We start from the raw sequence: 16,033 nt of genomic DNA on the forward strand, positions 1-16,033 counted from the left end.
TGTTTAACGCCCGACTCACGTGTCGATTTGGAGCCGCTGTGCGGCGAAAAATATGCTGCTCTGAAGACGATTGCTATAAATCTATTAGTGCCGAACTTAGAGACTATATGATCGAAAATAAAGTCGAAGTTTGTTGGCAATATTCTCTGTCTCCTCCAAAGATAGTTCGGGGACATCACCCCATTCCGTTCCTCCAGTTTCAATAGTTCCTGCCACATGAAAATGAACATGAGCGATTGACTGACTGGACGGAACACCATTATTTTGCCAAATGGTAATGCCTTTTGGTTTGTACTCGTTTTCCACTGCTTTAGCAATATCCCTCACCGCAACAGCGAGTTTCTCAGCCTCTTCCTCAGTAACGTCTAGTATGGTTTCAACATGTCGATTGGGTATTACAAGTAAATGAGGACAGCCCCTTTGCTCTCTAGTTACTAGGTGTAAGAGGCCGGATGATAGATTAAGCCATAGGAGCTATCCTCTCCTGGCAGCACGTGACCTCATTGCTTACTTTATTCAGGAGCAGCGAGATGGATATTAAACTACACAAGACAGCGACCACTACCCCACGCATCCGCCGCGAGATCCAACGGGCACCCGCCTCGATGAGCGATAGTGAGTTGGCACGGCGTTATCATGTTTCTTGTCCCACGATTGCTCGGTGGCGCTACCGAGAGGCGCAACATGATCTGTCTCATACACGGCACAACTTGCTCACAACCCTGTCTTCTGCCCAGGAAGAAATTGTCGTGGCCCTGCGGGAGTATCTGCGGCTGAGTGTCGACGATCTGCTGGTGGTAGCAAGAGAATTTCTGCATCCGGACCTCTCACGTTCCGCACTACAGCGCCTGTTGAAACGTCGTGGTTTACCCAGCCTCGCGGCCCTGAAAAAGCAGGAGAGAGCGGCTCAAGCACCGACCCATAAGCCTTCCAAGGCCTATACGCCGGGGTATATCCATATCGACGTTAAACACCTGCCTCAAATGCCCGACGAGAACCGCAAGCGTTACCTTTTCGTGGCTATCGATCGCGCTACACGCTGGGTCTATCTTGAGGTACGTCAACATCAGTCCGCACAAGATGCCGACGCTTTTCTACACCATGTCCACCAGCGTGCGCCCTTCAAGATCAAGACGCTGCTCACCGATAACGGCAAGACGTTTACTGACCGCTTCACTTCTGGCGGTGAACGGCAGCCCAGCGGCCAGCATAAAGTCGATCAGTTCTGTCGCCAGCAGGGCATTGATCATCGGCTGATCACGCCCTATCGGCCTCAAACGAATGGCATGGTCGAGCGCTTCAATGGCCGCATAAGCGACGTGCTTAACACACACCGATTCGATTCACGTGAAGACCTGGAAACCACGCTCAAACGTTATAACTGGCTGTACAACCATCACATCAATCAAAAGGCCTTGCACCATCAGCCCCCGGTTGGTGCAATGAAGCAGTGGCAGACTGACAGGCCCGAATTATTTTGGAAGCGTGTAATCAATCATGCGGGACCCGACACCTATGCTATAGCCCTCACCACTGGCAAGCCCACACACACCACCTCCCCCTCAGACCACTGCTGCTTAAGCCCCCGCTGCTTTTCCAGCAACAAAGTTAGATACTCACGCAAAGGATGGGCAGATGGCAGCGAGGCAAGCTGCTTACGAAGCCTACGCTGATAAGAAAACTGCTCAGCAGGCACATGCAGCGGCGTGGCGTTTTGAGCAAGCCATTCGATAGTAGGCAGTAGCAAGTGGGTGGCGTTACTGTCGAGCGCTAGCGTGACGCCTTTAACATCAAAATCACCGGCATAAATATGCGGCCGTTGGGTTTTGCGCCAAGCATCGGCCAGTAAGGCAAAGCCGCCGCCGTAGTGGCTGTCGCCGCGGTAAACTACTAGCGGATTCACGTAACCGCTTAGCGCAGCAATATCCGGAGAAAACTCATAGAAGCTGTCCAGGTTTTCGACCTGAATCATGGCACTAAACGCGCTCAGCTTTAGCGTCTGTACATCTATATCGCGAATAGCGCGTGGCTCGATGGCAAGCCCGGCTATTGGCTGAGGGGGAAAGCTGACGAGTACCCGCCGCGCTCGGGGACTTTCGCGGGTGGCTTTATCCTCTTCCACGCCTTCTTTTGCTTGGGCGGCGCTGGTCAGGCCGCTGAGAGATCGGCCTAGCGGCGCTATGCGGGCGCTGTCTAATACATCGTTTATCTGCGCCAGCAACGCGGCGTCAAAGCGCAGCGTTTTGCTGGTTATGCGCGAGGTCAGGTCAATATCATGCTGATGGCACCAGGCCACTACGTCGCCTACCCATTGGCTGCGGGGCTTTTCCACCGTGGGCTGGCGGAGCAGTTCGCGGGCCACACCGTTTAGCCCATTGCGGGCGCGACCGGGTAGGTTCATACGGCTAGCTGCAGCTCAACGTCGTGGATCAGGCGCAGGTGATTAAATTGGCTGGCCTGGCTCTCCTGCTGCTTGAGCCGGAACGCCTTCTGATCGCTGCGCGGCAGGCCCTGGTATTCGGAAATCACCTGGAATAGCCAGATCTCATCCGGCCATTCCAGTGGGCTTTCGTGTAGGTATTCAAGGGCGCTGACCGGCGCTGCCTGGGGCTGGTCGATCACGCTTAAATAGAAGTGTTCGACATCCTGCTTTAGCGCCTGTTGGCGGGCGGCGGCCAGGCTGCTTTCCTGCGCTTGGGCGGGTGCGGCGGCTTCCACCGTTTGCGTGGTGTGGCGCGGCTGGGGAAGTTGGTGGAGCAGGTCGGCGAGTACCTGGCACTCCAGGTTACGATCCAGCGCCGGGGCGGCCGCTGCGTTTAGCGGGGTGGCTTGGTTAACCAGCGCGGGTACCTCGCTGCGCCGAGCGTAATTGCTGGGCACAAAGCCTGGGTGCTCGCGCATAAACGCTGCCATGCCGCTAATCAGGCGGCTGCGCGCCTGCTGTTTGCGGAAGCGCGCCATTAGCTCGATCAAGCGCCGCTGCACTTCGCGCAAACCGGTGTAGTGGTGGCTTAACTGCTGCTGAAGCTGGCTGATCAAGAGCTTGCGCAGGCTGCCGTCGCTTCCCACCAGTTCAATCAACTCGTCAAAGTTAATCAGTGCCAGGCCATCCAGAAGCCTTGCGATCTGTTTCTGGGCGCGGTCGTTCTCACGAATTTTATCGTTGAGTTGGCTGACGAAACCAAAATCGCTGTTCAGCCGCTGCCATAAGCTGTCGATGGCATCGGCGAAGCGGCCGTTAAGGTCGTCAACTTCCTGGCGCAGGCGCATTAGCTGCTGCTCTAACCGCCAGTGCTCGCCTCGGCTACGCGCTTCGCGGTAGCTGTGTACCAATGAGCGAATCAGCTCCAGGGTTTCCGCCACGTCGGCATTCACATGGCGGCGGGTTTCATCGGCGAGCATTTCGGCGATCAGTTCGCGCACTTTGGGCGAGAGCTTCACCCCGCTCTGCTCATCCGGGCGCCACAGAATACGCGCCGCCAGCATCTTGCGCAGCGCGCTATCGCTGAGCGATTCCAGCGGCACTTCATCGCGGGTGTAGGCCTGCATCAGCGTTTCAGAATGCTTGCCCAGTAGCGCTAGGCGCTCAGCGCCTGTTTTTAGCAGGCGGCTCTCCAGCTCACTCACACTCTTGCCCACGCTCTTATTCACAACAGGGCCTCCTGCGTGCCTTCTTCTCCTTCGGCATCAATCGGCAGGTTCTCTTCATCGCGAATAAAGCGCACCAGGTCCACCAGGTAATCAATCTTGCCGGTGATCACAAATACCTGGCGCTCGGAATGCGGCTGGAGCAGGTAGCCGTGCTCTTTCAGGCGCTTGAAGACCTGTTTTACCTGGGCATCTAGCTGGTCGCTTTGCGAGCCAAAAAAGCTGTCGGTGGCCAGGCGTTCCAGGCGCTCGCGCAGGCTTTGGTTGTCTTCACACTTGGCGCTGAACTCGGCCGGTTTGAGTACATCACCGGGGGCCGCCAGAGTATCGCGGCCCAGCGCTTCTTGCACCAGCTGTAGCCACTCCAGCAGCGGCAGCAGGCTGTTAAGCGTCTCGCCCAGTTGGCGCGAAAGCTGATCCCGGGCGCTGTCGTTGAGCTGACGCCAGGCCAGAAAGTAGACGCTGCCCTCTTCATTGCTGGCCAGGCGGCGGTTAAGTGGCCGCAGGTAGGTATCGATCTCCTCGCGGGTCTCTGCGTTGCTCAAGTGGCGATAGCCGCTTTCATCGCTCACCGGGCAGATAAACTCCCCGGCGAGTAAACGCTCAAGCAGTGGGCCATGTTCGATCATACCGTCACCTCCTGCTGACGTTCCTGGAGCCGCTCGGCCAAGCGGCTCAGGCGCGGTTCAATGCGTTTTAACACCCGTTTATTGGCGTTAGCGTTATCGCGGTCAATCAAGTAGCGATTGGCGAACAGCAGCAGCACGTCGGATTCAGGATTGGGGAACGCGCCGACAATATGAATGCGGTTGCTGTCACAGGCCTCAAACAGCTTTTCGACGTTGTGGTAGGCCAAGGTGCCGATCTCATCGATGGGCCAGTGGATGGCGATTTCTGCGTCGCCGCGCAGCAGGCGGGTAAACGCGAGCAGGAATTTACACAGAATCAGGTACGCCATGCCGTGGCTGGAGGACTCCAGCAGCTGGCGGTCGTTTTTAATCACCAGGTCCGTGCCGCCTTCGTTCAGGTGCAGTTCCAGGCGCAACAGGCTTTCAAAGCTGTACTGCTGGTCGCTGCGTAGCAGATCGACCACGTCGGCCAGGGTGTTCAGGTAGTCGTCGCTGGGCAGCGTCTGGCCGGATTCGCGCCACTCTTTATAGCGCTGGGCAAACAGCTTCAACGGCTCCCAGAAGCCCAGTTCGTCGATGGTGGACTGAATGCGCACTTCGGCTTTGGTGATGCCTTCCAGGCGCAGGTCGTCGGCGACTTCTTCCGAAAGCCGACGGCTCTGGGCGCTGATGCGACGGTTCAAATCGCGGAACACGGTAAAGAATTTATCCAGGTCATCGCTGAGGTTGCGGCCTTCCTGAATCAACTGCTGTTGTTGGTCTTCAAGCAGTTTGAGCATGTCGCGCAGTAGCGGCAGTTGGAGGCGCGGGTTGTCGCTTTGCAGCTTGCTGCGCTCGCTCTCCAGCGCTTCGGCAAAGCCGCTGCTGGCGTCCTTGATCAGTTGGCTTTCAACCTCCAGGCAGCCACGGCGCAGCTGCTCGATGAGCTGGTGGCGATTGCCCAATGCCTGGCGGGCGCGCTCAATGCGCTCGTCCACATCGCCCAGCGGCGCCGCCGGGGTCTGGCCGTCGGGTTCGATGGCGAGGCCTTCCAACTGGGTTAGCAGAGGCTTTAAGGCTTCCAAGCTGGCGTGTTCGCTTTCACGCTGCGTTTTAAGCGTGCTGACGGTGCTTTGGTGCGTTTTACGCGCGGCCTGAAAATCGTTTTTCAGACGCTCTTTATCGCGTTGAAGCTGCTGTTCGGCTTGTTCGAGTTCGGCTTCCTGGGTAACCAGCTGCGGCTTGTGCTGCCCCCACTCCACGCGCATAAAGCGGGTGTATTGGGTGAGTTCATCCTGACGGGCGGCGGTAACGCGGATGCGCTCCTCCTGGCTTGCCAGCCGCGCCTTGGTGTCTTTTAGCTGTGCCGGGTCGACGCCCTGTTCGGCCAGCTCCTGGCTGAAGGCTTCTTCCAGCTCCGCCCGTTGGCGCTGGTGTTCGGTGTTGGCGTCGCTTAGCTGCTGCTTGTACTGGCGCAGCTGGGCATCCAGGCTGTCCAGATGGCTTTGGCCGTCGGCTTTTAGCTCTAACAGCTGGCTTTGATGGGTTTCACCCAACGCGTTAAGGGCTTGCTGTTTCTCTTCACGCAGTTCGGTTTGTGTTTGTTCCAAGCGGGCTAACGCGGCCTGGTGCGTGGCGCGGCGCTCCTGTTGATGCTTGGCGTGGCGCTCTTGCTGCTGGCGGCGCGCTTCAAGGGCAAACTCAACTTCCTGCTCGGCACGCTTATGGGCCATACGGCCCTGATCCTGAGCTTCATCGGCCTGCTGGACACGCTCGTTATGCTGTTTAAGCGCTTTCTCGGCCGCCTGGCACTCTGACTGCACTCGACGCTTGGCGCTATCTGCTTCTTCGATGGCGGCGAGCAGCGTGGCTTCGTCCTGGGCGTAATCGGGCAAGGCAATGGCCGAGAGATCCAGCGCCAGCCCAAACAGGTCGTCGCTGCCGCCATCGGCTAACCGAGGTGCTAAATCGCGTCGTTCCAAAAGCTCTGGGGCAATCACTTTGCCCAACTGCTGCTCCCAACCGGGGCGGTGGTAGCGCAGAAAATGGCGCAGGCTGCCCTGTTCGGGGTCACGCTGCTGATAGAGTGCATAGCTGCGCTGCTCGGCGCGCTCAAGCTGCTGGCGCAACTGAACTAGCTGGTGCTCGGCATCATCCCGGGCGCGTCGGCAGCTTTCAAATTCGCGGCGCAGGCCGTCTAGCGTTGCAGCCGATGCGTTGCGTTCTTGCTGGGCCTGATCCAGGCGCGCCTGGGCAAGCTCCGCCTCGTTGGCCTCGTCAGCGGTTTGTGTCGAAAGCGAGAGCTGCGCTTTTAGCTCGGCTAGCTGCTCAACGCCCAGCTCAAGCTGGGCCTGATATTCGTCTTCCAGGCGTTGGCGCTCCTGCTGGTAGCGCTCATTGAGCTGCTGCTCGGCCTCCCACTGCTGTTCACGTCGCAGGGCTTTCTCTTCCACCAGGGCATCGATCAGCTCCTGGGCTTCACCGGTCTGGCGGGCCAAGGCTTCAGAAAGCTCGCGCAGGCGCCCATCGAGCCGCGCCTGGCTCTCTTTTACCGCATCCTGCATCACGTGCAGGTGGGCCCGCAGCTGATCGCGCTGTTCGCGCCACTGAGGCAGCGCGTTGATGTCGCGCTCAAGAGTGGGCATATCCGCCTCGAAATAGCGCTCGTACTGGGTTTGCAGATCATTAAGGCGGCGCTGGGTCTGCTGTAAATCGCTGACCACTTCGCTGTGGCGGTCGTTAAGCGCGTCCCGCGCCTGGGTATAGTCGCTTTCCCGCTGCTGAAAATCGCGCTGATGGCGGGCAAGCTCGGCATCCACATCAGCCATGCGCCGCTCAGCCTGCTGGCGGTCATCTTCAAGCTGGGGCTTAAGCTGCCAGAGGGTGGTATCCAAATGGGCAAGCTCGCGGTCAATCCCGGCAAGCCGGGCGAGCGACGCCTGCAGTGGCTCCAGGCGCATGGATTGGCGCATCTGGGCAATCCATTCACGCGCCTTGGTGTTACGAATCCGCGTGACCGGCAGCTCAACGCCATCCTCTTCGAAAATCGCCGCCAGCATGGTTTTGAGGGTATCCATCTTGCCCTCTTTGGCATGCACCGCCGACACCAACTTTTCAATATGGCGAATACGCCGCTCGGGCTTAACCAGACTGAACTGCGCGGCGATCTGGCGCAGTTTGAGGCCGTCGCGACTATTGCCGTGCAGCTGGGTAAAGTCGTTTTGGATCACCGAGCGAAATTCAGAGGTCGCGCCCAGCTTGGACGACACCGGCGTGCCGCTACGGCGCAGGCCGCTGGCCCACTGTGTGTAGTCGAGTGCAGTCACGCCCGCCTCGCTCTCCACCAAATAATCTTCCGGCTGATAAGGCCCGCCCACAAAGCGGTACTCTACCCCGCCCTCTTGCTTACGAGTCAACACTGCCTGGCAGATATTGCCTGCTTCGCGGCGGTATTCATACACCAGGTAGCTATTGCGATGAGGCAGGTAAAACGCATCAAACTTCATGCGCGTCTTGGGCACTACCTTGTTGGGAAGCTCGCCGTAAAATACCGGCACCAGGCGCTGAAGCGTGGTTTTACCCGAAGCGTTGGTGCCGCAAATATTGGTGTGGCCGTCCACACTGAGTTCAACCACGCCTTCCAGGTGGCCGTGAATCATCACGATGCGTAGCAGGTGGGCCATGCCGTGTCCTTGATCGATAGAAATTCGAAAACGACTATCTTGCCAGACACAATGCAAGGCGACACCTACTGGATGACTCGACTCACCGATTCACTCTGCCAAACGCTTTATGTAATCATTAACCCACTAGCGACTTAAACGCTCAGCGATTACATTCACGCCCACGCTTCACTTTCATTGCAGGAAACCGCCATGCCCCGCTACCCCGAGCACCTTACCGGCGAAGGCCCGGTTAACCCCTTTCCGGGAATTAAAGTACTTGAACGCCGTCTGGGCCGAGCGATCCCCCATCAGTTGGGTTCCAACGAAGGGCTGGACATGCCTCACCAGGCACTGCGCGAGCACTTTGGTGATGCACTGGCGGCGCACGCTTACAGCTATGGCGACGCCGAGGCGTTTGGTGTGCGTACCCGGTTAAGCGCCCAGCTGGGCACGCCTTTTGATCACCTGTTGGTTGATGCGGGTGCCGATAGCCTGATTGCGCTGGCGCTACGCACTACCTGCGAGCCCGGCGCTACGGTGGTATGCACGGCGGGCACCTATCCCACGTTTGGCTACTTTGCGAAAGGCCAAGGCTGCCGCCTGATTGAACCTGGCTACCATGAAGCGCCCGGCGTGCTGGCACCGGACCTGGAAGCGCTGGCCGCCGCCGCGCAACAGGAAAACGCCCGCCTCGTCTACCTGGCCAATCCGGATAACCCCAGCGGCCACCTGCACAGCGACAGCGCCATTATCAAACTGCGCAAGGCGCTGCCGGATACCTGCTGGCTGCTGTTGGATGAAGCCTATGGCGATTTTCGTGATGATGCGGGAAGCGCGTTTTCGGCTAACGCGCTGCCCGGCGTGATTCGCCTGCGCACGCTTTCCAAAGCCCATGGTTTGGCGGGGCTGCGCATTGGCTACGCCATTGCAGAACCGGCGGTGCTGGCCATGATGATGAAGGTGCGTATTCACTACGCGGTATCCGCGCTGACGCTGGCCGCCGCCGAAGTAGTGCTCGACCACCCTGAAGAAGTGAACCAGCACGTCGCTGATGTAAAAGCGCGCCGAGAGCAGTTGGCCGAGCACTTTCGCTCTTTAGGGGCCGACGTACTACCGAGCGCCACCAACTTTATCGGCATTCGCCTGCCCAGTGAGGAACTGGCCACCCACGTACATCAGCAACTTCTTTCAGAAGGTGTGTTGGTGGCACGGCTAGCGCACCCGGCGCTTTCCAACGTAATACGCATTACCGCCGTAGCGGACGCCTTGGTGCCGGGGCGGCTGGCGACACTTGAGCAGGCAATCGCCACATCGACTTGATTCAAACCTAAACCTCAATATACCTAATTACAGGGATAGCGGTAGACGAGCGCACTTGCTTAAATTCTACAGGCATGGAAGCGGAATTTATAAGTACCTCTCTTAACCGTTATCCCCGTTCTTCATACACCGCGATGATGAACCACGGGAACCCATTTGGAAGCCGTGTTTATGAATCGTTGTTATCGTATCGCCTGGAACCATCGCAAGGGTGTTTGGCAGGCCATCTCGGAGGCAGGAACGCCTCCCAAGGCACGGGGCAACGCGAGCCGCCTGGCCATTGGCACAGCACCGGCAGCAGCCGCGCTGGGGCTTTCACTTATCGTTTCCCCTGTGTACGCCGAGCTGCCCAGTGGTGGTGCGGTGGTGGCCGGCGAGGCGGCCTTCAGCCCGCAAGGCACCACGCTGACCATTGACCAAACCAGCCAGAACACGGCGATCAACTGGGAGCGTTTTTCCATTGGTGAAGGCCATCACGTTCACTTTAACCAGCCCAATGCGGATGCTGCCGCCCTAAACCGGGTCACCGGCAGCGAGGTATCCTCTATCCGCGGTGCGCTAAGCGCTAATGGCCGGGTATTTCTGGTTAACCCCAACGGCGTACATTTCTCTTCGACAGCGCGGGTGGATGTGGGGGCGCTGGTCGCCTCGACGCTGGATATTTCCACCGAAGACTTCATGGCCGGCAACTATACCTTCGAGGGCGGCAGCGGCAACGCGGTCATCAACGCCGGGAATATCACCAGCGTAGCCGGGGGCCATGTGGCGATGATCGCCGCCGAGATCATCAACACGGGCAGCATCGAAACGCCCCAGGGCAGTACCCTGATGGGCGCGGGTAGCCGCGTTACCCTGGACCTGGGCGGCCCGGTCAAGATTGAGGTGGAAGAAGCGCGCCTGGCCACCCACATCGAACAGGGCGGTGCGATTCGCGCCGACGGCGGCCTGGTGTACCTCACCGCCGGGGCGGCCAACGACCTTACCGCCAGTGTGATTAACCACACCGGCATTACCCAGGCCCGCACCCTGGCCAGCGGCGAAGATGGCCAAATTATGCTGATGGGCGATATGCAATCAGGCCGTGTCGAAGTAGCAGGCACCCTGGACGCCTCGGCGCCGAAGGGCGGCAACGGCGGCTTTATTGAAACCTCGGCGGCCAGAGTCAGTATTGCCGATGAGGTGCACGTGACAACTCACGCCGCCGATGGCGACACTGGCGAGTGGCTGATTGATCCTACCGACTTCTATATCAACGCTGGCAGCGCCACGAAAACCGACAGCGATATCGGCGCCGATACCCTCAGTGCTAGCCTCGCCAACAACAACATTACCCTGAAAACCGTGACCACCGGCAGTGAGGACGGGGATATCCATGTAAACGCCGCCATTAACTGGGATGCCGGCACCCGCCTCACCCTGGATGCCCACAACGATATCAATATCAACCAGTCCATTACCGCGCAAAACGGCACCTTGGCACTTTATGCTGTTGGCGATATCACCAGCGCCGGTGCCATTGACGTTGGTGTCTTCGACTTGGCCTCCGGCTCCTGGCGACAAAACAGCGTCAACCTGCCCGCTTTCACAGCCCGTGACTTCCGCATTGAATACATCGCCAGTTTCCTACGCACATTGGGGGGCAGCGGCAGCGCTTCCGATCCTTATCAACTCACCGATGTCTACGGTTTGCAAGGCATGGCATCCCTTCGCCTGCTGGGCAATGACTTCGTACTAGTAAGCGATATCGATGCCAGCGGCACCGCTGGCTGGAATGCAGGAGCAGGCTTTGATCCCATTGGTGATATTAGCGGTTTTAGTAGCGGCTTCATCGGCAGCCTCGATGGCCGTGGCCATGTGGTCAGCGATCTCACCATCAAGCGGCCGAGGGAAAAGTACGTTGGCCTGTTCGGTGCCATCCACTTAGCCAGCCTGACCGGCATCGGTTTGGTCTCGGCAGATATTACAGGGGGGGAAAGAACGGGTGGCCTGGTGGGACTCCAAAGACGCAGCACCATCAGCGAAAGCCATGTCTCAGGTGACGTAACTGGCGGCGAAAATGTCGGCGGCCTCGTGGGAGAAAATCAGGATGGTTTTATCAGCCAAAGCTACGCCACCGGGGACGTAAGTGGCGCTTACGTTGTCGGCGGCCTCGTGGGAAACCTAAGCGGCACTATCAGCCAAAGCTATACTGCCAGCAATGTCGCTGGTAATGATCAGGTCGGCGGCCTAGCGGGGTCTAACAATGGTGGTTCTATCCGCCAAAGCTATGCCACCGGCGACGTGAGGGGTAATAAAGTGGTGGGCGGTCTGGTGGGGGCCAGCTGGAGCACCTTCAACACCATTGAAAACAGTTTTTTTGCCACTACCGATGCGGCAGGCGCCCCCATCAATCACGGTCTCGATCCGGTAGGTTTAAACGATCACGGCAGAAAGACCAACACCAGCGGCAAATCCCACACCGAGTTGCAACGGTTGTCAACCTTTGACAGTTGGGGCACGGATATCGACGCCGAAGGTGGCACCGGTAGCGTATGGCGTATCTATAAGGGTTTATACGATGGTTTCACCACTCCGCTGCTACGCGCTTTTCTAACACCACTGGACATGCGACCAGAATACGACGGCAGAGGTATACACCAGAGCAACATTGCCTCTGTGAACACTGAAAACTGGAATGCTGCGGATAAACACCATGTGCTGGGCGGCTCCTTGGGAACGGGCAGCACCTTGACCCTTACCGGCAGTGACACTACCGGGGAATATCTGGCGACCTCCGATGCCATCATTGGCGATTTCTTCTCCGACCAGCAGGGCTACGACCTGATCACCACCCGCGTGATCAGTGACAGTAACTTGACAACCGTTGGCGATATTGCACTGACCCATGGAGCAAGCTGGGACAACGGCACCCTTCGCATCGACACCGCTGGCGATATCATCCATATCGGCGCCATCAACGGCGGCGACAATAGTGTCTTTGACTTGGCCAGCGGCCACTGGCAGCAAACCAGCGCTAGCCTGCCCGTCTTCACCGCCAACGACTTTCGTCTTAAGGAAGACACCGCCAGTTTTCTGCGCACACAAGGGGGCAGCGGCAACGCTATTGATCCTTATCAAATCATCAATGTCTACGGCTTGCAGGGCATAGCATCCCACCGCTTGCTAGGCAATGACTTCGTACTGGTGGGCGATATCGACGCCAGCGGTACCGCTGGCTGGAATGCAGGAGCAGGTTTCAATCCTATTGGTGATGCCGACACCCCCTTCACCGGACGCCTTGATGGCCAAGGCCAAGTGATCAGCGACCTCACCATCAACCGACCACAGGAAGATGATGTTGGACTGTTCAGTAGCACACGCTCAGCCCGCCTGACCGGTATCGGCTTGTCCGCGTCGGATATTACAGGGAGGCGAAGAACGGGTAGCTTGGTGGGATACAACAGTGGCTCTATCAGCCAAAGCTATGCCACCGGTGACGTAACGGGTGCTAGCCAAGTCGGCGCCGGAGGCCTAGTGGGGTACAACGTAGGCGGCACCATCAGCCAAAGCTATGCCACCGGCAACGTAACCAGCGCCCAGAGGGTTGGCGGCTTGGTGGGATATAACAAAGACGGTACCATCAGTCAAAGCTATGCCACTGGTGACGTAACTGGCTATTCCATGATTGGCGGTATGGTGGGATACGACGAAGGCACCATCAGCCAAAGCTACGCCACCGGCAACGTTAGTGGCACTGATGATGTCGGCGGCCTAGTGGGCTTCCTGGTTGGTTCAGGTGTTCCTAGCACTAGCGGCACCATCAATCAAAGCTATGCCACCGGGGACGTGAGCGGTGATAAAGACGTCGGCGGTCTAGCGGGAACTAATTTTACCGGCACTATCAGTCAAAGCTATGCTACTGGTGACGTGCGCGGTGATGAAAATGTCGGCGGCCTGACAGGACTCAGCGCCGGTATCATTCGTCAAAGCTATGCCACTGGCGACGTAACCGGCTCACAAAATATCGGAGGCCTGCTAGGAAAAAACGTCAGTACCGGCACCATTGAAAACAGTTTTTTTGCGACTACGGATGCAGCAGGCACCCCCATCAATCACGGTTTCAATCCGGTAGGTTTAAACGATGGAGGCCGAAAGACCAACGACAGCGGCAAAACCCTCGCCGAGCTGCAAGAGTTGGCAACCTTTGTCAGTTGGGGCACGGATATAGACGCCGAAGGCGGCACCGGTAGCGTATGGCGCCTTTACGAAGACCATAGTACCCCGTTGTTGCGCAGCTTCCTGACCACACTTGATATAAACCCAGTTGATGCCACAGTGACCTACAATGGCGCCAACCAAATCGGTCCCAGTATCTGGCGCGCAGAGGCTCACCATGATGCCAGCTTGATACTCGGCACGGGGATTGTCTCGGGCGGCGGCAGGGATGCGGGCGACCATGCAGTGGCAATGAAAGGACTGTACTCATCCCAACAAGGTTACGACCTGATTCAGAACAACGGCACCCTGACCGTCCAGCGCCGCCCCGTAACCGTTGCCGCTGACCATCACCACCTAATTGACAATAACCCTGCTCTTCGACTGACATGGCAAACGGATTGTGGAGCATTTAGCGCCCATTGCGGCCTCGTCGAAGGGGAACTTCTCGCAGGCCAGCTCGAACATGATGCGGGAAACGGAGCAGGCCAATATACGGTCCAGCAAGGCACGGTCACGGACAGCAACAATCCCAATTACGCGATCACCTTCGAGCCTGGTGAGCTAGTGATAGCACCAGAACCAATGCCTGAGATATCACTTCCTGTAAATAAGTTATCGTCCAACATGATATGGGCGATGCTGCCCCGCGACCCCCACGACAGCCGTACAAAAGAGCTGATGACTCAGCAGCAGACAGCAACCGTTAGCGTAGAAGGTCATGGAATTCAGCTTGAGGATCAAGGGCAATAGGGTGTGCAGCAAGCAACTCGGCGGGCGCTTTTGCGGGATCAAGTAAAGCGCCTTGCCAAGTAGTCGATCAGAAATAACACGTGGAGCCCTTGGCATAAGGGGCACCCATTGATTGCCAGCGTAAAAACGTATAGGGAATACAGAATGAAACAGCATGGCTTAGGGGCTTGTACTCGCTCCCCCTTTTCACCCGCCAACCGATGGAAAGAAACGCTTTTGCTTTGCACTGGCCTGCTAATGAGCAGTGGTGTTTTCGCTCAGCTACCGCCCGATGCAGGGCAGATACTGCAACAAAGCGAGCCCCCCACTGCCAGCCCTCAATCTTCAACGGTGCCGTTAAACCTCCAGGGGCAACCACTTTCTGAGGCTGCCCCGGGTGGGCAACACATCAGCCTGAACGATATTCGCTTTAGCGGTAATAGTCGCTTCACCACCAGCGAACTTCTCCTACTCGTTCAAAACCAGATAAATCGCCCACAGGATCTGGCGGGCATCCAGGCCATTGCCAATCATATCAGCCAGCATTACCGCGACAACGGCTACCCATTTGCGCAAGCCCTTATTCCTGCGCAATCACTGGCTAATGGCATACTTGAGCTTCAAGTCGTTGAAGGGCGCTATGGTCAAGTAACGGCGACCAGCGATGACCCAACGTTAGCGGCAGCGACCACTCCCTGGTTATCCGCTTTACGCACAGGCACTCCCATTGAGTCGGCGTCCCTGGAGCGAAGCATGCTGCTGCTGGGTGATTTACCCGGTATAGCGATCACCCCCGTTATGCGGCCAAGCACCCGTCAAGGTGAAGGCGATCTGGAGGTTCACGTAAATAGCCGCCAGCGTGTCATGGGGAGTATTGGAGCGGACAACCACGGTAGCCGTTTTTCCGGGGAATACCGGGGTAGAGCAAGCCTTTCAGCCTACCATTTGGCGACGATGGGCGATGAGTTAAGCCTTACCAGCCTTTATTCCAACGAGCATACCTGGCTAGGCGATTTACGTTATTCAACTCCTTTGGGCGCCCGGGGTATACGGGGTGAGCTCGGTTATGCCTATACCGATTATACGCTTGGTGAAGGATTTGAAGGGTATACCGGCACAGCAGACGTTTATTCGGTGGGTGTCTATTATCCACTCGTGCGCAGCCAACAATCGAATGTGTCATTAAGCGCACGGTATCTCTATAAAGACTTGCACGATGATATTGATCTCTTTAACTACCGTCGAGCCACTAACAGCCATAGCTTACCGTTGGGTATACGCTTTGATCATCGGGATACGTTAGGCGCAGGGGGCGTGACCTATGGCACAGTGACACTGGCACCGGGTACACTTTCCCAAACACAAACAGAATTAGACGATGCTGACTACGGATTTACTTACATAACGCTGGACGTCGCCAGGATACAAGCGCTAGGCAGTGGTTTTGAACTATATGGCCGCATTAATGCTCAGTGGACAGATATTGACAGTATTGACGGCTCGGAAAGTTTCTTTTTAGGAGGGCCGTATGGCGTGCGCGCTTACCCCGTTGGCGAAGGGTCGGATAGTCGTGGCTGGCTATCTCAATTAGAGGGGCGTTACCATGTAGGCAACGGCATGGCGCCGTATGTATTCGTAGACGGTGGACGCACCCTGAGAGGCGGTAATGATGATGACGCACGGTCGCTTGCGGGCGCCGGTATCGGGCTGCGTTACCAACATGAACGCATCAGCCTGAATGTTAGTAGCGCATGGAAGCTGGAGGGTGGCGATGCCCAGGCGGATAACCACCAGCGCACACCAACTCTTTGGGCGTCAACCAGCTATCGTTTTTAATTATTCAACACACGATGGCAAGGCGTGGAG

8 protein-coding genes and 1 pseudogene are annotated in these 16,033 nt (G+C 57.5%); 4 read left to right on the forward strand and 5 right to left on the reverse strand.

Translation table 11 applies throughout. The features are described 5' to 3' along the window. Positions 1-96 precede the first annotated feature (96 nt). A complete protein-coding gene (locus ACT3R4_RS10475) occupies positions 97-396 on the reverse strand; it encodes an HIT family protein (protein WP_441679025.1) in 300 nt (99 codons plus the stop codon). Positions 397-530: 134 nt separating this feature from the next. Here ACT3R4_RS10475 and ACT3R4_RS10480 point away from each other — a divergent pair. Beyond that, positions 531-1,511, forward strand: a pseudogene (locus ACT3R4_RS10480) (IS481 family transposase); the annotation flags it as partial. A 2-nt stretch (positions 1,512-1,513) separates the two neighbouring features. On the opposite strand, the gene ACT3R4_RS10485 reads toward ACT3R4_RS10480, so the two are convergent. Genes ACT3R4_RS10485 through ACT3R4_RS10500 form a run of 4 tightly spaced genes read right to left on the reverse strand, consistent with a single transcriptional unit; the run spans position 1,514 to position 7,939 of the window. Continuing rightward, positions 1,514-2,401, reverse strand: coding sequence for a DUF7281 domain-containing protein (locus ACT3R4_RS10485; protein ID WP_441679023.1), 888 nt, complete (start codon positions 2,399-2,401; stop codon positions 1,514-1,516). Next, positions 2,398-3,651, reverse strand: coding sequence for a hypothetical protein (locus tag ACT3R4_RS10490; RefSeq protein WP_193055299.1), 1,254 nt, complete (start codon positions 3,649-3,651; stop codon positions 2,398-2,400). Before ACT3R4_RS10490 ends, ACT3R4_RS10485 begins: the two co-directional genes overlap by 4 nt. Beyond that, positions 3,648-4,277, reverse strand: a complete 630-nt coding sequence (locus ACT3R4_RS10495; protein ID WP_193055298.1) for a condensin complex protein MksE — start codon at positions 4,275-4,277, stop codon at positions 3,648-3,650. Before ACT3R4_RS10495 ends, ACT3R4_RS10490 begins: the two co-directional genes overlap by 4 nt. Beyond that, positions 4,274-7,939, reverse strand: coding sequence for an ATP-binding protein (locus tag ACT3R4_RS10500; RefSeq protein WP_441679022.1), 3,666 nt, complete (start codon positions 7,937-7,939; stop codon positions 4,274-4,276). Before ACT3R4_RS10500 ends, ACT3R4_RS10495 begins: the two co-directional genes overlap by 4 nt. Before the next feature lie 192 nt (positions 7,940-8,131). Here ACT3R4_RS10500 and ACT3R4_RS10505 point away from each other — a divergent pair, with 192 nt between their 5' ends. From ACT3R4_RS10505 to ACT3R4_RS10515, 3 genes are all read left to right on the forward strand, one after another. Continuing rightward, a complete protein-coding gene (locus ACT3R4_RS10505; RefSeq protein WP_441679021.1) occupies positions 8,132-9,241 on the forward strand; it encodes a pyridoxal phosphate-dependent aminotransferase in 1,110 nt (369 codons plus the stop codon). Positions 9,242-9,412: 171 nt separating this feature from the next. Next, positions 9,413-14,188: a GLUG motif-containing protein gene (locus ACT3R4_RS10510; RefSeq protein ID WP_441679020.1), complete on the forward strand. Its 4,776-nt coding sequence runs from the start codon at positions 9,413-9,415 to the stop codon at positions 14,186-14,188. Positions 14,189-14,332: 144 nt separating this feature from the next. Beyond that, positions 14,333-16,003: a ShlB/FhaC/HecB family hemolysin secretion/activation protein gene (locus ACT3R4_RS10515; RefSeq protein WP_441679019.1), complete on the forward strand. Its 1,671-nt coding sequence runs from the start codon at positions 14,333-14,335 to the stop codon at positions 16,001-16,003. The last annotated feature ends 30 nt before the right edge of the window (positions 16,004-16,033 follow it).

Source organism: Halomonas sp. AOP7-E1-9, from assembly GCF_052376035.1.
In the GTDB taxonomy this organism is placed as follows: Bacteria; Pseudomonadota; Gammaproteobacteria; order Pseudomonadales; family Halomonadaceae; genus Vreelandella; species Vreelandella citrativorans.